At 35.5% G+C, this 17,484-nt stretch carries 19 protein-coding genes; 8 read left to right on the top strand and 11 right to left on the bottom strand.

All coding sequences use genetic code 11. The annotated features are described in order from the left end of the window. Nucleotides 1-29 precede the first annotated feature (29 nt). Both AC3WRL_RS19360 and AC3WRL_RS19355 read left to right on the top strand, forming a co-directional pair. Nucleotides 30-2,099 carry a TonB-dependent receptor plug domain-containing protein gene (locus tag AC3WRL_RS19360; RefSeq protein WP_492331061.1) on the top strand — a complete coding sequence of 690 codons (2,070 nt, stop codon included), beginning with the start codon at nucleotides 30-32 and terminating at the stop codon, nucleotides 2,097-2,099. 56 nt (nucleotides 2,100-2,155) lie between these two features. Continuing rightward, nucleotides 2,156-2,563 carry a thioredoxin fold domain-containing protein gene (locus tag AC3WRL_RS19355; RefSeq protein ID WP_251040540.1) on the top strand — a complete coding sequence of 136 codons (408 nt, stop codon included), beginning with the start codon at nucleotides 2,156-2,158 and terminating at the stop codon, nucleotides 2,561-2,563. A gap of 150 nt (nucleotides 2,564-2,713) precedes the next feature. Here AC3WRL_RS19355 and AC3WRL_RS19350 read toward each other — a convergent pair whose 3' ends face one another. After that, nucleotides 2,714-3,184, bottom strand: coding sequence for a cupin domain-containing protein (locus AC3WRL_RS19350; RefSeq protein ID WP_214829013.1), 471 nt, complete (start codon nucleotides 3,182-3,184; stop codon nucleotides 2,714-2,716). 4 nt (nucleotides 3,185-3,188) lie between these two features. Further along, nucleotides 3,189-4,178: an NADP-dependent oxidoreductase gene (locus tag AC3WRL_RS19345; RefSeq protein WP_261513036.1), complete on the bottom strand. Its 990-nt coding sequence runs from the start codon at nucleotides 4,176-4,178 to the stop codon at nucleotides 3,189-3,191. A 92-nt stretch (nucleotides 4,179-4,270) separates the two neighbouring features. On the opposite strand from AC3WRL_RS19345, the gene AC3WRL_RS19340 reads away from it, so the two are divergent. Then, the gene (locus tag AC3WRL_RS19340) at nucleotides 4,271-4,651 is read left to right on the top strand and encodes a winged helix-turn-helix transcriptional regulator (RefSeq protein ID WP_214829017.1); all 381 of its coding nucleotides are present in this window, start codon (nucleotides 4,271-4,273) and stop codon (nucleotides 4,649-4,651) included. A gap of 159 nt (nucleotides 4,652-4,810) precedes the next feature. Here the strand turns inward: AC3WRL_RS19340 and AC3WRL_RS19335 are convergent, their stop codons facing one another. Next, complete coding sequence (locus tag AC3WRL_RS19335) at nucleotides 4,811-5,176, bottom strand: DUF1304 domain-containing protein (RefSeq protein WP_214829019.1); 366 nt, start codon at nucleotides 5,174-5,176, stop codon at nucleotides 4,811-4,813. 66 nt (nucleotides 5,177-5,242) lie between these two features. On the opposite strand from AC3WRL_RS19335, the gene AC3WRL_RS19330 reads away from it, so the two are divergent. The 5 genes from AC3WRL_RS19330 to AC3WRL_RS19310 all read left to right on the top strand — a co-directional run bounded on the left by AC3WRL_RS19330 (nucleotide 5,243) and on the right by AC3WRL_RS19310 (nucleotide 11,611). Beyond that, entirely contained in the window at nucleotides 5,243-5,815 is a 573-nt protein-coding gene (locus AC3WRL_RS19330; RefSeq protein ID WP_214829021.1) for a Crp/Fnr family transcriptional regulator, read from the top strand. Nucleotides 5,816-5,878: 63 nt separating this feature from the next. Continuing rightward, a complete protein-coding gene (locus AC3WRL_RS19325) occupies nucleotides 5,879-6,310 on the top strand; it encodes a DoxX family membrane protein (protein ID WP_261513035.1) in 432 nt (143 codons plus the stop codon). Between the two features lie 4 nt (nucleotides 6,311-6,314). Then, on the top strand, nucleotides 6,315-6,758 hold the full coding sequence (locus AC3WRL_RS19320; RefSeq protein ID WP_214829025.1) for a carboxymuconolactone decarboxylase family protein: 444 nt from the start codon (nucleotides 6,315-6,317) through the stop codon (nucleotides 6,756-6,758). Between the two features lie 397 nt (nucleotides 6,759-7,155). Then, on the top strand, nucleotides 7,156-10,056 hold the full coding sequence (locus AC3WRL_RS19315; RefSeq protein ID WP_492331060.1) for a SusC/RagA family TonB-linked outer membrane protein: 2,901 nt from the start codon (nucleotides 7,156-7,158) through the stop codon (nucleotides 10,054-10,056). 10 nt (nucleotides 10,057-10,066) lie between these two features. After that, nucleotides 10,067-11,611 (top strand): RagB/SusD family nutrient uptake outer membrane protein, encoded by a 1,545-nt coding sequence (locus tag AC3WRL_RS19310; protein WP_261513033.1) that lies wholly within the window; start codon nucleotides 10,067-10,069, stop codon nucleotides 11,609-11,611. Nucleotides 11,612-11,689: 78 nt separating this feature from the next. Here the strand turns inward: AC3WRL_RS19310 and AC3WRL_RS19305 are convergent, their stop codons facing one another. The 8 genes from AC3WRL_RS19305 to AC3WRL_RS19270 all read right to left on the bottom strand — a co-directional run bounded on the left by AC3WRL_RS19305 (nucleotide 11,690) and on the right by AC3WRL_RS19270 (nucleotide 17,407). Beyond that, on the bottom strand, nucleotides 11,690-12,181 hold the full coding sequence (locus AC3WRL_RS19305; protein WP_214829037.1) for a VOC family protein: 492 nt from the start codon (nucleotides 12,179-12,181) through the stop codon (nucleotides 11,690-11,692). A gap of 28 nt (nucleotides 12,182-12,209) precedes the next feature. Beyond that, a complete protein-coding gene (locus AC3WRL_RS19300) occupies nucleotides 12,210-12,734 on the bottom strand; it encodes a PPC domain-containing DNA-binding protein (RefSeq protein WP_492331059.1) in 525 nt (174 codons plus the stop codon). Nucleotides 12,735-12,791: 57 nt separating this feature from the next. Further along, a complete protein-coding gene (locus tag AC3WRL_RS19295; protein ID WP_214829041.1) occupies nucleotides 12,792-13,763 on the bottom strand; it encodes a cyclase family protein in 972 nt (323 codons plus the stop codon). Nucleotides 13,764-13,847: 84 nt separating this feature from the next. Continuing rightward, the gene (locus AC3WRL_RS19290) at nucleotides 13,848-14,831 is read right to left on the bottom strand and encodes an aldo/keto reductase (RefSeq protein WP_261513032.1); all 984 of its coding nucleotides are present in this window, start codon (nucleotides 14,829-14,831) and stop codon (nucleotides 13,848-13,850) included. Between the two features lie 24 nt (nucleotides 14,832-14,855). Next, a complete protein-coding gene (locus tag AC3WRL_RS19285; protein ID WP_492331058.1) occupies nucleotides 14,856-15,530 on the bottom strand; it encodes a type 1 glutamine amidotransferase domain-containing protein in 675 nt (224 codons plus the stop codon). An 80-nt stretch (nucleotides 15,531-15,610) separates the two neighbouring features. Continuing rightward, nucleotides 15,611-15,898, bottom strand: coding sequence for a putative quinol monooxygenase (locus AC3WRL_RS19280; protein WP_261513028.1), 288 nt, complete (start codon nucleotides 15,896-15,898; stop codon nucleotides 15,611-15,613). 10 nt (nucleotides 15,899-15,908) lie between these two features. Further along, the gene (locus AC3WRL_RS19275) at nucleotides 15,909-16,793 is read right to left on the bottom strand and encodes an NAD-dependent epimerase/dehydratase family protein (protein WP_492331057.1); all 885 of its coding nucleotides are present in this window, start codon (nucleotides 16,791-16,793) and stop codon (nucleotides 15,909-15,911) included. Further along, nucleotides 16,793-17,407 carry an NAD(P)H-dependent oxidoreductase gene (locus tag AC3WRL_RS19270; protein ID WP_261513026.1) on the bottom strand — a complete coding sequence of 205 codons (615 nt, stop codon included), beginning with the start codon at nucleotides 17,405-17,407 and terminating at the stop codon, nucleotides 16,793-16,795. Before AC3WRL_RS19270 ends, AC3WRL_RS19275 begins: the two co-directional genes overlap by 1 nt. Nucleotides 17,408-17,484 lie beyond the last annotated feature (77 nt).

Genomic DNA, 17,484 nt, shown 5'->3' with positions numbered 1-17,484 from the left:
TGTTAGATTTGCCTAACATTTATTATTTCATGAAGCGAATATTATTTTCTGTTGTACTTTTATCATCCTATTGTTTCTCTCAGGAAACAGACAGTTTAAGTTTAAATCAAGCTCCAAGACCCGATTCTATAGCTACTCCTAAAAAAGAGATCAAAACGAAATTGATCGATGACGTAGTGATCACGGGAACACTAAAACCGATGAGCAGATCTAAAAGCCCGGTAGCGGTAGAAATTTATAGTCAGAAGTTTTTTCAAAAGAATCCAACGCCCAGTATTTTTGAAGCCATCTCGATGGTTAATGGAGTACGTCCCCAATTGAACTGTTCTGTATGTAATACAGGAGATATTCATATCAACGGTCTCGAGGGACCTTATACTATGATTCTGATCGATGGAATGCCGATTGTGAGCTCATTATCCACAGTCTATGGACTGAGTGGAATTCCAAATAGCCTGGTCGAGAGGATAGAGGTAGTGAAAGGTCCTGCTTCATCTCTCTATGGCTCCGAAGCAATGGGTGGTGTTATTAATATCATTACAAAAAATGCCTTAACAGCTCCGAGGCTTAGTGTAGATTTTATGACAAGTACCTGGAGTGAAGATAATATTGATTTATCAACGAAATTCAATGTTGGAAAAAAGGCGGCTTCTTTATTAAGTCTTAACTATTTCAATTTTACTAAGAGAATAGATCAGAACAAAGATAACTTTACAGATGCTACCCTACAGAACAGGATATCTGTTTTTAATAAATGGAACTTTCAGAGAAAGGAAAACAGGCTGGCAAGTTTAGCGTTACGTTACTTATATGAGGATCGTTTTGGAGGGGAAATGCAATGGAATAGGTCTGATAGAGGGGGTAATAAAATATATGGTGAAAGTATTTATACCAATAGAATGGAAGCTTTAGGAGTATATCAATGGCCTTTGAAGGAACAGGTTATTACCCAATTTTCCTATAACTATCATAATCAGGATTCCTTTTATGGAACAAATCCTTATGATGCAAAGCAGAAAGTGGCTTTCGTTCAGACGTATTGGGATAAAAAATTTGGAAATCATGATTTGATCTTGGGAGCTACTTATAAGCGGACATTTTACGATGACAATACTCCGGGAACCTCATCAGGAGACGGACTTATGAACGAACCCATGAAGTCTCCCATTTTAGGAGCTTTTATACAGGACCAATGGGAAATAGATTCTAAAAACACAATATTGCTTGGTTACAGATATGATTACGACAGGATCCATCATTCTGTTCATTCACCAAGATTTGCATGGAAATTTTCACCTAATCCATACCATACCCTCCGGTTTAATTTCGGGACCGGTTTCAGGGTGGTGAATTTATTTACTGAAGATCATGCGGCTCTAACGGGTTCCCGGGAAGTGGTGATCAAATCTGATTTAAAACCTGAAAAATCAATTAACGGAAATTTAAATTACATCTGGAAAATTCCAGTAGGAGATCGTTTGATTAATCTTGATGCTTCTGCTTTCTATACCTATTTCAGTAATAAGATCGTAGGTGATTTTGATACAGATCCCGGAAAAATTATTTATGATAACCTTCACGGATATGGCATTTCAAAAGGAGCGTCGATGAATGTAGATTTCAGCTTCAGTTTTCCTCTGACTGTCAACCTTGGTGTAACTTATCTAGAAGTATTTCAGAAGTTGGATGGTGAAAATGGCAAAATTCAACAGCTTCATGCTCCAAAATGGAGTGGAACGTATAGCCTGACGTATAAATTTCAGAATGCTCTTACAGTAGATTTTACAGGTCAGTTTTATGGACCGATGAGATTACCGGTTTTACCGGATGACTTCCGTCCTGAGTATTCGCCATTCTATTCTTTGGCTAATATTCAGGTTTCGAAATCTTTTAAATCAGGGTTTGAAGTGTATTGTGGGATTAAAAATCTTTTAAATTTTACACCTAAAGATCCATTGATGAGGCCGTTTGACCCGTTTGATCAGCATGTAAATGATCCTATTAATAACCCCAATAATTACAAGTTTGATACTGCTTATGGCTACGCACCAATGCAGGGAATACGTGGATTTTTTGGAGTAAGATATACTTTGAAATGAAAATATTTTTAATTTTATTTTTAATGTTAGTGCCCTACTTTTGTCTTTCTCAAAAGATGAGAGAGGGCACTTTTTCTGAACTTGAAACCCTACATAATAAACATCAGAGACCTGTTATCATTCATTTGTATACCGGATGGTGTGCCATTTGTAAAATTGAGTCTTTTAACCTGAATAAAGATAAAGATCTTGTTAATTTTATTAATGATCATTTTTATTTTATCAATTTCGAAGCGGAGAAAACTAAAGAAAAGATTCGTTTTGAAGGGAAAGAATTTAACTATCTCCCGAATGGAAATTCCGGGATCCATGAGCTAGCTCTGGCATTATCTAAAAATAAAAGTCAACCAGTTTATCCGCTGTGGATTATATTGGATGCTGATCAGAATCTGGTCTATTACCATGAAGGAGAATTTAAACCCGAAATAATGAAACAGAAACTTAAAGAAATTTCTGCTTTATAATAATTACTATTTTTACACTTATTTTTCAGATAATACTGATTTAAATAGTATAGAAAATCAGCCTAACCTGCGAAAGTTCTTGATGCTGCTAAAATAATTTGATTAATAATCTCTCGCAGATTAAAAAGCTGAGATAAATCCATCTTTTAATCACACTTCTCCATCCATTAAAATTGCCAGCTGAATACAAGGTTGATCAGAACGGTTACTCCAGGCATGGTTCGTTCCCCTTTGTATCACAATGTCTCCTGCTTTAAGAAGTGTTTCACCTTCCTCCATGATTAAATGCAGTTCACCTGAAAGAATAACAATGTAATCTAAGGTTTGAGTCTGATGCATCATAGGATGAAGTTCACCGGCTTTAAACTCAACTCCAAGGTCTTTATCAGGCGGAATGACCACATATCGGAAGTAGGTTCCGTTTTTGGGAGTTTGAGGAAATCCTGTATTGGGAATTGGAACTTCAAAATCCAGGCTTGCAGGAGCTTTCTGAGTATTCCAGATATCTGAAATAAGGAGTCCGGGTAAATGCTCTACTGCATTTTCTGCTTCCTTGTCTTCAACAATAGTTGATTTTCCGTTTTGAATCCCTGTTACAACGCGTCTTGGTATTTTATTCATAAATCTAATGGGACATAATTAATTTGTTTCCTTGAGTAAGGTTGTTTTTCAGCATTTGATGAGCTTGAAGAACGGTTTCTAAAGAAAGATTTCCAATCACTTTATATTTTGGCGGAACGATTATTCCTTCCTCGATAAGGTTAGAAATCTTGGTTAAACTATTTTTATAATAATCATAATTCTTCGTCATGCTAAAGGTATAATTCGAGATGTTCATGATTATGTTTCCTTTATTAAATAGTAATTCTTTGGCATCTTTACTGATTAGCGCAGTCACATCTATATACATTCCATGGATTTTCAGTACTTCGGCGGTCACCTCGGACATGTAATTACCAACGAGATCAACTCCGATATCAAAAGACAGATTATCATTTGCTTTAATTAAATTTTCTACCAGCCGGTCTTCTTTATAATTAATGATCTGATTATTTTTTAACCCCATTTCAAGCAATAACTTTCTGTTGTCCTCTGATCCTACCGTTGCAACTATATTGTTGTAACTGTTAGCGAGTAATAGTTTGATCAAAAAGGATCCGACTCCTCCGGTAGCTCCAGTGATCAAAACAGTATCGGTAGACTTTAATGACATACGATTAAAAGTTTGTAATGCAGTCATTCCTACCGATGGAATAGCTGCTGCCTGTTCAAAAGAAATGTTTTTAGGTTTTAATGCAACAATAGCCGCTGGAACTGTAATATATGCTGCATAAGAACCATTACTACCCATGGAGCCGCTGCCACAAAATATTTCGTCTCCAATTTCAAATTGGGAAACATCACTTCCTTTACCAATGATAATTCCTGAGAGTTCACGGCCTAAAACAGGAGAACTGACAAGCTTGCGTTCAAGCTCATTTTCAATCATCTGATAGTCAATGGGATTAAATCCACTGGCTTTTATTTGAATTAAAACTTCATTATTTTTAGGGTACGGTTTTTCTATATAACCATCTTCTAGTTTGAAATCTTTATTAAGTATGACTGTTTTCATTATAACAATTTTATAGGACAAATGTAAAACCAGAATAGTTTATATTTGCTACTAGTTAACTATTGGTAACTAGTAACTTTAAGGATACTATTATGTCAAAAATTATAGAAAACGGGGTAGAACGTGAAGCCACATGTACCGAAGAATTATTCGCAATGCGCGATAGTCTGGATGTTTTAGGAGGAAAGTGGAAGCTGATGATCTTACGTTATCTGACCAACCGAACTGATCAGCTGATTCATTTTAAAAAACTCCAGAGAGGGATTGATGGAATTTCTGCAAAAATGTTGAGTAAGGAACTAAAAGAGCTGGAAATCAATTTGCTGATCACCCGTACGATTCAGGATACCAAACCAATTACGGTAACTTATGCAGTAACCGAGTATGGAAAGTCGGTGCTTCCGGTTACAGAAACTCTGGTTAATTGGGGAATTCACCATCGGGAAAAGATTAAAGAATCGATGGGTGGGTAAAGGTGATTGAAAGATTTAAAAATTAAAACATTCAAAAGCTGAAGCCCTTCTGGGCTTTACATGAGATAGATTATAATGTCCCACAGATTTTAACAGATCATACAGATTTTTTAACGTTAGCATCTACGCCATCTGTAAAATCTGCGGGGAAAATAAATGTTATTTTAAAAGTACCGCGATGATTGCTAAAATAGCGGGTAAAGCCTGAACAAAGAATATTCTTTTTGTTGCAGAAATAGCTCCGTAAATTCCGGCTATAGCAACACAGCTCAAGAAAAATAAAGCGATATTAGTTTGCCATTCTGCGTCCTTGATAAAGAAAGTCCATGTTAATCCTGCAGCCAGAAAACCATTATAAAGACCTTGATTGGCTGCCAGCCCTTTAGTTGGCTTGAACATTTCCGCTGGTAACGCAGCTTTGAAAACTTCTTTACCTTTTGTTTCCCAGGCAAACATTTCCATCCAGAGAATATAAATATGTTCTAATGCTACTAATCCGATCAAAATTTTTGCAACGATTTCCATGATTAATTGTTTTTTGTCATTGTAAAACTAAAAAAATAAAGTTAAGTTTGATTACTAAATTTCAAAATGGATACTTTTAAAACACATCTGGATAAATTTATTACCATCAATGATGCGGATTATGTTTCTGTATTGTCTTTTTTCCAGGTAATGGAAGTTAAAAAGAAACAGAATCTACTTCTTGAGGGTGAAGTCTGTAAATCCATGTACTTTGTTTTAAACGGATGTCTCAGAAAGTTTTTTGTGAATGAAAAAGGAGTAGAACATACGACTGAGTTTGCTGTTGAAAACTGGTGGATGACAGATACTTTTGCCTATGAAAGGCAAATCAAAACTGAGTTTACGATACAGGCAGTAGAGCGGTCAACGATTTTAGTTATCGATCTTGAAACCCAGGAACTGTTATTGCAAAAGCATCCGGTTATGGAACGTTATTTCAGGATGATCTATCAGAGAGCTTATGCCGCTTCGGAAAGAAGGATCCGTTATTTATATGAAATGACAAGAGAGGATCTTTATATTCATTTCAGTACACAGTATCCATGGTTTATTCAGCGGATTCCACAATATTTAATTGCTTCTTTTTTAGGTTTTACACCAGAATATCTAAGCGAAATAAGAGCGAAATTACGTTCTTAAACCAGTTTAAGATTATTTAGAATTAAAAGTCCGAATTTTGTCATGTTATTAAAAGTTAATACAATGACTAATCAAAAAGTTCAATTTTCGCAGTTATTTTTAAGAGTGGCGATTGCCATAACAATGCTTTCCGCAGTGGCAGATCGATTCGGATTCTGGGGTAAAAATTCAGCTTGGGGAAACTGGGCGAATTTTGAGGAATACACCAGAAAACTAACCTTTTTTCTACCCGAAAGTTTAAGTCAGTTTTCAGCTTATACAGCCACATTCTTTGAAATTGCTATTCCACTGTTATTGCTTGTAGGATACAAAACCAAAATAGCAGCTTATGGTGCAGGATTTTTGTTGTTGATTTTTGCATTATCCATGAGTATAGCTTTAGGGGTAAAAGCACCTTTAGATTATTCAGTTTGGGTAGGAAGTGCCGCTGCATTTTTACTGGCAAGCCAACAAGAGTTTTCATTTAGTTTAGATCAATTAACCAAAAAAATATAATATTATGAGTACAAGAGTGAACATCGCAAAAACAGATGCAGCAGCTTACAAAGCAATGATGGGATTAGAGGGATATCTTCAGACTATTTCTTTAAACCCTATTCAAAAGGAATTAATTAAAATCAGAGCTTCACAGATCAATGGATGTGCATTTTGTTTGGATATGCATACAAAGGATGCCATGAAGTATGGAGAAACTCCACAAAGAATATATCTTTTAAATGCATGGAGAGAAGCTTTAGAATTATTTACAGAAGAAGAACAGGTCTTGCTTATGATGACAGAAGAGATTACTTTAATTAGTCATAAAGGTTTAACAGAAGAGACTTATCAGAAGGCAAAATCATTTTTTGATGAAACTCAGATTTCACAAATCATTATGGCTATAGTAACGATTAATGCATGGAACAGAATTGCGATAAGCACACATTTGCCGATCATGAAATAATTTTTTTAAATTGTTTTTTTAACAAGAAGAGCTTTTCATATGAAAAGCTCTTCTTGTTATTATTACCTAAATCATCCAGATAATTTAATAATTTATACTCTTCTTGTCAATCCTATCCTCTTTTTTCTCAGTATTTGAAATATGGAATAATCTTTTTTTATCCTTCAAATATTTAATTATTTAGAATTAATTAAAATAAGCATATTGTTAAAATATTTATTATTTAGACGTTTTTTTAATGTTTGTGATTAAAATAGTAATTGAATATATTTTTTGTGAAAAAAAATTGATGAATTGACATTCCTGCCTAGTAAATAAATCACTTTCAGTTCATGGAGGATTAATATCTGTTAACATACTTTTGGGAAAACAACTCACTTTTTAAATTTTTGTTAATATGGATATAAAAAAACATTTGCTAAGTACTGCGGTCCTCTTTTTTATCGGACAGTCTGCTTATGCCCAGAGTACAAAGAAAGATACAGTCACTAAAGAAAAAAAAATAGAAGAGGTAGTGGTGGTGGGTTATGGAACACAGAAGAAAAGCGAGGTAACAGCAGCAATGTCACAGGTAAAAGCTGAAGATATGGCAGGCCTGGTCACTGCTAGTTTTGAATCTCAGCTGGCTGGAAGAGCAGCAGGGGTCAATGTAACAACCAGTTCAGGTATGGTAGGAGCACCTCCTGCTATCAATATTAGAGGAATAAATTCCATTAATTCAGGAACTTATCCTTTGGTTGTAGTAGACGGGATGCCAATTTTCACAGGTGATACGGGAGGATATGCTCCAAGCAATGCCTTGGGAGATATTAACCCTTCGGACATAGAGAGTATAGAAATTTTAAAAGATGGAGCTGCCGCTGCTGTTTATGGTTCCAGGGCTGCCAATGGAGTAATGATCATTACGACAAAGAAGGGTAAAAAAGGTAAATTTCAGTTAGATTACAATACCTATACAGGATTTGCCCAGGTTGTTAAACAGTTTGATCTTCTTCAGACACCAGATTTTCTGACGATTTCTAATGAAAAAAGAACAAATGCAGGGAGAGCACCTTGGGCCTTTGGAACAGAATATAATACAAACTGGCAAAAAGCGGTTTTAAGAACAGCAACTCAAACAGACCATAATATATCTCTTCAGGGAGGTTTGGGTAAGGGTTCGTATTTTGGATCTGTAGGCTATACTAAACAGGATGGAATTATTTTGAGTAATGGCATGGAAAGGTTTACAGCCCGTTTTAATGTAAATCAGGAAGTGACCAACTGGCTGAAAATGGGTGCTAATCTGGGAGTAACGAGAACAGAATATCAATCCCTTAATTCGGGGGTCAATTCTCTCTCAGGAGCGATGGCTAATGCTGTAAGACAATTACCGAATACTTCTATATATAGAGCAGATGGTCCATTTGGATACAATATTGATGTTGTAGGCACCAATACAATTACAGGGCGAGGGCAAAACACGGAGCATATTGCAAATAATCTTCCAAATATTATGTATGTTCTTAATACCAATAGATTGCAGTCCAAAGTACTACGGGTGCTGGGAGATGTTTATGGAGAAATAAAAATATTACCATCTCTTACCTATAAGCTTCAGATGAGCATAGATCGATCTCAGAATGAGGGATTAATGTACTGGAATACATTTCATGGAGATGGGCGGGGTAGCAATGGGCGGATCCAAAACAGCAATACAACTATGGAAAGGTATAATATTCAAAATATATTAAACTTTAACAAAAGTTTTGGAGAGCATAAAATTGGAATTACATTGGTGAATGAATATCAGAAAGAAAATCAGAACTCCTTTTTTGGAGGTGGAATAGATTTGGGTGATTCTTATTTTAATACGAATGTAATTTCAGGTTCTTATGGAACCCCGGTTTCAGGGGGAGGAAAAACAGAATTTGCATTGATATCCTATCTGGCAAGATTTAATTATGATTTTGGAAAAAGATATTTTTTCCAGGGAGTAATACGAAGGGATGATTTATCTTCTCTTCCTAAAGAGGGTAGAGTAGGGTATTTCCCAGGAGCTTCGTTAGGATGGAATGTGAGTAATGAGAGCTTTTTTGAAAAAGCCAAAAATATTGTCAATGAGCTAAAGGTTCGTGCTTCTTATGGTAGAGTAGGTAATAGTAGTATTGGGAATTATCCATATATGTCTTTATATGGACCAGCTAGGTATGGAGATTCTAATGGATTAGGCTATTTCCAGATGGGAGTTAACTCATTGAGATGGGAGCGAAGTGAGAAGTTGGATTATGGTGTGGATATGAGCTTTTTAGGTAATAAGCTTAAAGTTACTTTAGACTATTTTGTAAATAATATTGATGAAATGATTCAGCAGGTTCCTGTTGATCCTTCTTTAGGAATCCCAGACAATCAATACAGCTCAAATATTGGGGTAGCGAAGAATAAAGGTTGGGAACTGACAGTGAACTATACCCCTATTAAAAAAGACAATTTTGAATTAAATATTGGCGGTAACATCTCATTGATTAATAATAAAATCACACAATTGTATAAAGGGGCAGATATTTTCCCTGGAAATGTGGATTGGGGAAATTTCGACCGTTTTTACAGAGTACATAAGGAAGGTTATTCTATGAACCAGTTGTATGGAATAAAATACTGGGGGGTAAATTCGGCTAATGGTAATCCTGTTTATTACAGGTTGGATGGTTCTTTGGTACAATATAATTTAAATACAAGATTATATAATGTTTTTAATCAGGATGATCCGAGCAATGTCTCTCAGAGTGGAAAAGCTCCGGAGAATCAATTATTAGGAAATACAATCCCAAAATATTTTGGAGCTTTCAATTTATCAGTGAAGTATCATAATTTCGACTTGGGCACTCTGATGAGGTTTAGTGGTGGAAACTATATTATGAACATTACAAGAAGAGAAATGCTGAGTCAGAATCTTGTTAATAATTCTACAGAAATTATGGGAAGATGGCAGAGCCCGGAAAATCCTGGTGATGGATGGACTCCAAGGCTGATGGCGGGTAATGATCCGGGAGTAAACGGGCCATCGGTTTCCAATAGTAGGTTTATAGAAAAGGGAGACTTTATAAAATTCGATAACCTCACTTTAGGTTATAGTTTAGAACGAGAATTTTTGAATAAAATTAATATCCAAAAAATGAGACTTTATATCCAGGCACAAAATGCATTCATTATTACTAAATATTCAGGTGCAGATCCGGAAATGCAGGTTAATGGTTTGGATTTTAATGGAATCCCAAGACAGCGAGTTTTTTCAGTTGGATTAAATGTTACCCTTTAAAAATATTATGATGAATAAATTAAAAAAATATATACTATTAGTTTTTGTAGGATTGGTATTCAGCTCATGCCAACAGGATATTTTAGATACTACATCTTTTAATAATCCAAATCCTGAATTGGCATTTACTTCTCCTGAATTGGTTCAGTTGGCGGTAAATGGAGTTTATAATGCAGCACAAATTGGATATTATAGCAGTACTCCATTATCGAACAGTGCAAGAGGCTATGTTTTTGGCGCAGCTTATTTTCAGCAAAATGAGGTACGGGGAGAAGATGTAGTGAATACACAAGCATTCTATCAATTGACTTATGAGTCTAATTATGATCCTACTACTGCCAATAACGCATATTATTGGAGTGATGCCTACCGACTTATTAACAGAGCTAATCTTGTTAATGAGGGGATTAATAGAGCCGTGAACAATAAAGTAATTTCTGAGGATCAGGGAAATATATATAAGGGAGAGGTTTTATTTTTTAGAGCTTTGGCTCATTTGGAACTTCTGAAGCATTTTTCAAGACCTTATCATTTAGACAATGGATCTTCCATGGGAGTGCCCTACAGAACAATTGGGGTAGATACTGAAGCTACTATAGAGCAGGCAATGCAGGTAGGTAGAGGTACTGTGGCAGAGGGATATGAGAAGCTTTTTGAAGATTTGAACTTTGCAGAAAATGGTCTTCCTGGTAATGCTCAAAGACAGGGAATAAATAAAATAGGCAAAATAACCAAAGGAGCTGCAATTGCTATTAAAATAAGAGCTTATTTGAATATGAGAAACTGGAGTAAGGTAATAGAAGAATATAATAAATTAACCTCTATGTATACTTTAGAATCCAACCCTCTTACAGTATTTAATAACAACCTGACCAATACAGAGTCTATTTTTTCTATCATTAACACAGCAAATAATAACCCGGGAGTCAACGGAGCATTAGCTTCGCAATTTAGTGGTCGTTCTTTAATAGCCATCAGTCCTATTTTATGGAATAATCCTTTGTGGCTGAAAGATGATAAAAGACGATCGGTTACAGATGTTGTCTCCGGGTCCAGATTTACCAGGAAATATAAAGATATAACAACATTTTCTGATGCATCACCAATTGTTAGATTCTCCGAAATGAAATTAGCAGCAGCCGAGGCTCATGCAAGATTAAATAATATGACAAGTGCGTTGTTACTTCTTAATGAAGTTAGAAACAGAGCATTAGAAACCCCAAATACAGAAGCCTACACCAGCTCATCTTTTTCTAATAAAGAAGGTATGATAAAAGCTATTCTGTTAGAAAGAAGAATAGAATTGAGTTGTGAGGGGGTTCGTTGGGCAGACATACATAGATTGATCAATGATGATATTGCACCTACCTATGGAATTCCGGCAAAAGTGCCAAATGGATTTCCTTCAGCTTCAAGTTATACAATAGGAATTCCATATTCTGGAAATCTAACAAACAGTATTCCTTATACGGATAAAAGATTTCTGTGGCCTATACCATTAATGACCACAAGTGTTAATCCACTTCTTGCCGGTCAGCAAAACCCGGAATGGTAAAATGAAAATTGTAATCATTACAAAAGAGCTTCTCAATATTGAGAAGCTCTTTTGCTTGTAAAAGGTTTGTAAAAATTTTCAGTGATTTTTTCTTTTAAAAGGTCCCTGTGGTGCAATGATCTCCAGATTGGTTCCATCCGGATCCTGAAAATAAGCGACAGCGGTACCAAATCCGGATTTTAAACCATCTTCTTCCTGAAATACAATAGGTTCTCCCTGAGGCTCTATACCTATTTCCTTTAGCCTTTGAACTGCTGCATCGATATCATCAACTTCAAAACATAAATGCATAGCACTGATCTGATCATTTTTATAGGAAGCTTGTTCAGATTCTGGAATGACATACTCCAGGATATCTATATTGAGGTTGTCAAGATGCAGATTGGCATATTTGATACGGGTGTCTTTTAATCCTTGTGTTTTTGCCATTCTTTCACCTCCTATTTCATCGATATTGGAAACTTTTGTTCCCGTTAAGGCTTCATAAAAAGCAATTGATTTCTCTAAATTTTTAACGGTAATACCAACGTGATTAGCTCGGGTAAAACCTTGATTTGATGATTTTTCCATTGTTTGAAATTTTGTGATTATATAAGTGTTATGGCTCTTGATTCAGTTGTAGAACATTTGCGTTTAAAGGCTGTTCAATTTTACGTTGCAATTTTTTGTCATTCAATGTAATATAAATTTCCATAGAACCTGTTCCTACTTTTAATGACAAAATATGACCGCCATATGCATCAAATTTTTCATCTGTTGCGATGCCATGAATATGTATGGAAGGTCCTTTTTCGTTCCAGGCGACTGAACCGGTTAGGTTGCCCATTTCTACACGGTTAAAAGTTTTAGGATTGAATTTTTTCTTATTAAAATCGTAGAATCCAAAAGTGACTTCACTTGCAAAACCAATGCCTGAGAAATTGGCAAATGGAATTTTTTCATTGACTGTCAGTTTTTCAATTTCTGCAATTACATTATCGCCTTCACGCAATACCATGATATATCCGGTTTGGGTTTTATTGTAACGTGGAATCTCTGTCTTAGAGACCTGTTGAGCAAATATATGTACGGTGACAAAAAACAGTAATGCTACAAGGCGAAATTTTTGGATTAAAATCTTCATTTTCATTAATTTAGGCTCAATAATGATTATGTTAAATTACACATTATTACTGAAAGTTTAATAAATAGCGACAGGATTGATGTTAACCTGAGTAGATCCTTTATAAAGAGGCTGTCCTAAAACAAACATAAATTCCCATATCTTTTCTTTTACCAACGGACGGCTGTCAATTAATTCCAGATTGTAAATTCCTTTTTTAGCCAGCATAAATTGATTGATTGGAAACTCTTCCTTACTTTTTGGGTTTGGATAAACCTCAGAAGCCCACGTATCACCTCCAAAAGCAACAATACCCTGATCGGCAAGCCATTTTGCGGCTTCCATGCCGATGCCTGGTTCAACTTCTAAAAACTGTTTGCTGTCCTTACCAATGAGTTCAAGCCATCCTGTATTAAAAAGGACAACGTCCCCTTTTCTAAGGCTAATTCCCTGTTTTTTTAATACTGCTTTAATATCGGATGCTGTAAATTCTGTTCCTCCGGGAACAATGGATTTTCCGTAATAAGAGGTCATATCCAGTACAACCCCGCGGGTTACAAATGGAGGGACTTTTTCAATACCTAATTTTTTCACGCCCTCTACGGTTACAAAATCAGCAGCTTTATTTCCGTTGTAATAGGTATTGTTGATTCCGATATGTCCAATTCCATTAAGCTGTGTTCCGACACCAGTCCAGCCATTGACCAATTCATCATTGAATGTGAATTTATTGGTGCCAATACTTTGGCCACCCTGTTCCCCGGGTTGGATATTGTACAAATTAAAACTTCTATGGCGGAAAGCAGGAAGGTTTTTATCAATAGCAACAGCTAGTGGTAATGTTTTACCTTGTTTTACCAATGTAATAGCTCCTTTTACCACATCAGGAGTTAAAAGATTAGCTGCTCCTATTTCGTCATGAGCACCATATGAAGATGGATACCATGATTGATCTTCAGGGTTGATATATTGGTTTTGAGCTTTAATGGATATTGTATTAAAAGCCAATAAAGCTGCCAACCCGAACATTGTGATCAGATTATTTTTCATTTTCTGTAAATTGAGTGATTGAGAAGAAAGAAAAACTCTGCCAACATTTTCTGAGAAAAGAACCTGTTGACAGAAGTTTCTATATTATATTTTATTTAATGCTGAATTGATGGTATTCAATTCTTTCTGAGAAAGATCAACAGACATTGCCTTTGCATTTTCAATAGCTTGCTGAGCATTACGGGCTCCGGCTAATACAACACTTATAGCAGGCTGTAAGCTTGTCCAACGTAATACCAATTGAGAAACGCTGGCATTTTTTTCCTCTGCCATAACTTCCAGAGTTTCTAAGAAGGTTTTTACTTTTTCAAGATCAAACTGGGCAAAATACCCATTACGATGATCATCAGCTTTTAGCTGAGCCTTTTTAAAATATTTACCGGTTAATAAACCTCTCTCCATTGGGCTGTAAACAATAATTCCAGTATTGTTTTCCAAAGAATAAGGTACAATATCTTTTTCTATAGCCCTGTTCAGCATGCTGTATGAAACCTGATTGCTTGCCAGTTGAATTGTTTTGGAAGCCTCTTCCATTTGTTCCACAAGGTAGTTACTAACTCCCGCAGTACGGATTTTTCCCTGTTGGATCAAAAGCTCTAAAGCTTCCATTGTTTCGCTGATAGGCGTAGAGTTATCTGGCCAGTGTAATTGTAGAAGATCAATATAATCTGTTCCCAAACGTTTTAAACTTTCTTCAACTTCTTTGATTATGTTTTCTTTAGAAGCAAATTTATATACCGGAAGTGTTTTACCAGCTTCTTCGGCATTAAAAAAGAACTCTCCTTTTCCATTATTACTTCCATCCCATACCAAACCAAATTTAGTTAATAACTGAATTTTTGAGCGGTCTTTTCCTTTAATGGCTTCCCCGATCATTTCTTCACTTAATCCAAAACCATAAAATGGGGCAGTATCAATAGAGGTTACTCCGTTATCCAAAGAAGCGTGGATAGAGTTTATAGAATCTTGTTTTTCATTTCCACCCCACATATTTCCACCGATGGCAAAAGCACCGTGAGTAATGACTGATAATTCAAGATCAGTATTACCTAATTTTCTATATTCCATTTGTTGTCTTAAAATTTTTGAAATTTATTTGTTTAATTCTTTTAAAATAGCTTCACCAATAGCTTTTGCAGATTGTGGATTTTGCCCGGTAATGACTCTTTGATCTGTTACAACATGCGTCTGCCAAAGCCCTGATTTTTCGAATTTTGCACCTCTTGCTTTTAACTGCTCTTCAAGAAGGAAAGGAACAACGTTCGTTAATTTTACTTCAGCTTCTTCCTCATTGGTAAAAGCGTTGATCTTTTTACCATCAACGAGGTATTTACCATCATTCAACTTGATATTTACCAAACCAGCAGGACCGTGGCATACTCCTGCTACAATTCCGCCGTTCTCATAAATTTTCGAAGCAATGGAAGCGAGTTCCGTATTGTCTGCAAAATCCCACATAGCACCATGACCGCCAGCATAAAAAATAGCTGAATATTCGTTTGGTTTTACCTGAGAAGGAGTAAGAGAATGGTCAATTTTGTTTTTGTATTCTTTATTTTCCCAGAACTCCTTATTTACAGGATCTTTAAGATCAAATCCATCAACTGGAGGAGTTCCTCCCTTAGGACTTACAAAATCGATATCATATCCTGCATGGTGAAGAACTTCCCAAGGATGAGAAACTTCTCCTAAATAATATCCGGTATTTTCTCCGGTATCTCCTTTTTTGTCATGACTTGTCACAACGAATAAAATTTTCTTTTTCATTTTAATTGATTTTTTTGTTTGTGAATTGATTAATCCTATCATGAATAGGCTAAGTACCAGAAACGCAAGTTTTTTCATGATTACAAAATGTTGGTTTTATAAATTTGAGGAATTTCCTGCAACTTTTCATCAATCAGAGCTCCAAAAGCCTGGATATAGGGTTGCTGATTGTGCTGTTCAAGTCCTGCAGCATCTTTCCATATTTCGTAGAATACAAATTCATTCTTATCCTCTATTCCCTGATGTAAACTGTAGAGCTCGCAGGACTCTTCTTTACGGGTTTCTTTTACCATATTTTGAAGAACTTCCAATACTTCTGCCTGATGTTCTTCTTTTGCTTTTATAATTGCTGTAAGATATATTTTCATAATAATTTAATTAAATAAAGTTTTCTATTGAAGAATATTGTGGATTCCAACCCAATTCTGTTTTTGCTTTATCAGCACTACATAAACTGTTAGAAGCAAAACCAAAATATCCTCCTGCAGGACCAAATTTATTGACTGCTTCCTGTACGTTTAAAGATTGTGCCGGGTTTAGATTATGTTTTCTACTGATGTTCTCAGCAATGTTTTTTATGGTTGATGAACCGTTCTCTGCATAGTAAATAGAACCCGCCTTTGCATTTTCTAAAGCTAGTACATATAAATCTGACAGATCTTCAATATGTACGTTTGACCATATATTCTCTCCTTTTCCGAAATAAATGCCAAATCCTTTTTCTTTTGAAAATTGAGTTAAGGCCGGAATCTGGATGCTATCTTTTTTTAGACCTAAGCCTGTACCATATACCATTGTGGGTACGATAACAATACTTCGGATGTTTTTTTGAGCAGATCGTAAAACATAATCATTAATAAGAACTCTTGAAGCCATTTCCAGCCTGGGATTTAAAGGAATATCTTCAGTGAAGACAAAATCGCTTTTTTCTCCATTTTCCTTTCCGCCGAGAATTGCCGAACCTGAGGTGAAAATTAAGGTCTTACCACTTCCTTCCAAAGCATTGATGATACTGTCCAATGCATAAGCATCATCTGCAGAATCTGCGTTGTGGATAATGGCATCAGCATTCGCAATAGCAGATTTTAAAACCGATTCATCATGTATATTTCCTATAATGGATTCGATTCCTAATGATTCCAGTTCTTTTACTTGTGCGTTGTTACGAACTAAGCCAATTACATGATAGCTTTTTTCTTGTAGCTTCTTGGCAATTGTTCCACCAATATAGCCTGTAATTCCTGTGATCAGTACCTTTTTCATTACACGTATTGTGGTTTTAGTTCTTTTTCAAAAACATTTTTAATATGACTTTGGTAAAGTTTCATATCACGTTCTATATTAGCGTTCTTTTCTACATCATGGAAGTGGAAACTATCCATTTTTTGTAAAGAAACAAAGGCATTCATTCTATGAAACCCAAATAATGGTCCATCATCTACACTTGTTTCGCTGAAGAATTCTCCGGGTAATGTAAATGCAGTTTCAGGCGCATTCCAACTTGTTGTTACCATATATTTTCTTCCGCCAAGCATTCCTCCGGTTCCATAATTGATCTCAGGATTCTCTGCTGTTCTGCCATCACTCAGATAAATACCTTTGGCATGACCTGCAGTAAAAACATCATCGATGTATTTTTTAAATCCATTAGGAAGCTGAAACCACCAGATCGGAGTATGGTAAATAATATAATCTGCCCACACGAATTTCTGAACCTCTTCATTATTGTCATAACCTTCTGCAACATTAGTTACCTTAACTTCTACATTTTCAAAATCTTTTAAAGCTTCTAATGTGTTGTCAGCGATTGTTTTATTATATTTTCCTCCAGAATGTCCAAAGTTTTGACCACCATTAATTATTAATACTTTTTTCATTGTTTTATGATTGTTTAAAATTGATAGTGCAAAGTTAGTTCCTGTCGTTCTATGATAAAAATAGTATAAATTATAGT

This window comes from Chryseobacterium sp. FW101-FHT12H09, assembly GCF_058790395.1.
This window is presented reverse-complemented; position numbering and strand designations above follow the sequence as displayed.

Excerpts from the sequence above, each read along its gene's own strand:
- AC3WRL_RS19360 (WP_492331061.1), top strand. The coding sequence starts at position 30 with ATGAAGCGAATATTATTTTCTGTTGTACTTTTATCATCCTATTGTTTC.
- AC3WRL_RS19355 (WP_251040540.1), top strand. The coding sequence starts at position 2,156 with ATGAGAGAGGGCACTTTTTCTGAACTTGAAACCCTACATAATAAACAT.
- AC3WRL_RS19350 (WP_214829013.1), bottom strand. The coding sequence starts at position 3,184 with ATGAATAAAATACCAAGACGCGTTGTAACAGGGATTCAAAACGGAAAA.
- AC3WRL_RS19345 (WP_261513036.1), bottom strand. The coding sequence starts at position 4,178 with ATGAAAACAGTCATACTTAATAAAGATTTCAAACTAGAAGATGGTTAT.
- AC3WRL_RS19340 (WP_214829017.1), top strand. The coding sequence starts at position 4,271 with ATGTCAAAAATTATAGAAAACGGGGTAGAACGTGAAGCCACATGTACC.
- AC3WRL_RS19335 (WP_214829019.1), bottom strand. The coding sequence starts at position 5,176 with ATGGAAATCGTTGCAAAAATTTTGATCGGATTAGTAGCATTAGAACAT.
- AC3WRL_RS19330 (WP_214829021.1), top strand. The coding sequence starts at position 5,243 with ATGGATACTTTTAAAACACATCTGGATAAATTTATTACCATCAATGAT.
- AC3WRL_RS19325 (WP_261513035.1), top strand. The coding sequence starts at position 5,879 with ATGACTAATCAAAAAGTTCAATTTTCGCAGTTATTTTTAAGAGTGGCG.
- AC3WRL_RS19320 (WP_214829025.1), top strand. The coding sequence starts at position 6,315 with ATGAGTACAAGAGTGAACATCGCAAAAACAGATGCAGCAGCTTACAAA.
- AC3WRL_RS19315 (WP_492331060.1), top strand. The coding sequence starts at position 7,156 with ATGGATATAAAAAAACATTTGCTAAGTACTGCGGTCCTCTTTTTTATC.
- AC3WRL_RS19310 (WP_261513033.1), top strand. The coding sequence starts at position 10,067 with ATGAATAAATTAAAAAAATATATACTATTAGTTTTTGTAGGATTGGTA.
- AC3WRL_RS19305 (WP_214829037.1), bottom strand. The coding sequence starts at position 12,181 with ATGGAAAAATCATCAAATCAAGGTTTTACCCGAGCTAATCACGTTGGT.
- AC3WRL_RS19300 (WP_492331059.1), bottom strand. The coding sequence starts at position 12,734 with ATGAAGATTTTAATCCAAAAATTTCGCCTTGTAGCATTACTGTTTTTT.
- AC3WRL_RS19295 (WP_214829041.1), bottom strand. The coding sequence starts at position 13,763 with ATGAAAAATAATCTGATCACAATGTTCGGGTTGGCAGCTTTATTGGCT.
- AC3WRL_RS19290 (WP_261513032.1), bottom strand. The coding sequence starts at position 14,831 with ATGGAATATAGAAAATTAGGTAATACTGATCTTGAATTATCAGTCATT.
- AC3WRL_RS19285 (WP_492331058.1), bottom strand. The coding sequence starts at position 15,530 with ATGAAAAAGAAAATTTTATTCGTTGTGACAAGTCATGACAAAAAAGGA.
- AC3WRL_RS19280 (WP_261513028.1), bottom strand. The coding sequence starts at position 15,898 with ATGAAAATATATCTTACAGCAATTATAAAAGCAAAAGAAGAACATCAG.
- AC3WRL_RS19275 (WP_492331057.1), bottom strand. The coding sequence starts at position 16,793 with ATGAAAAAGGTACTGATCACAGGAATTACAGGCTATATTGGTGGAACA.
- AC3WRL_RS19270 (WP_261513026.1), bottom strand. The coding sequence starts at position 17,407 with ATGAAAAAAGTATTAATAATTAATGGTGGTCAAAACTTTGGACATTCT.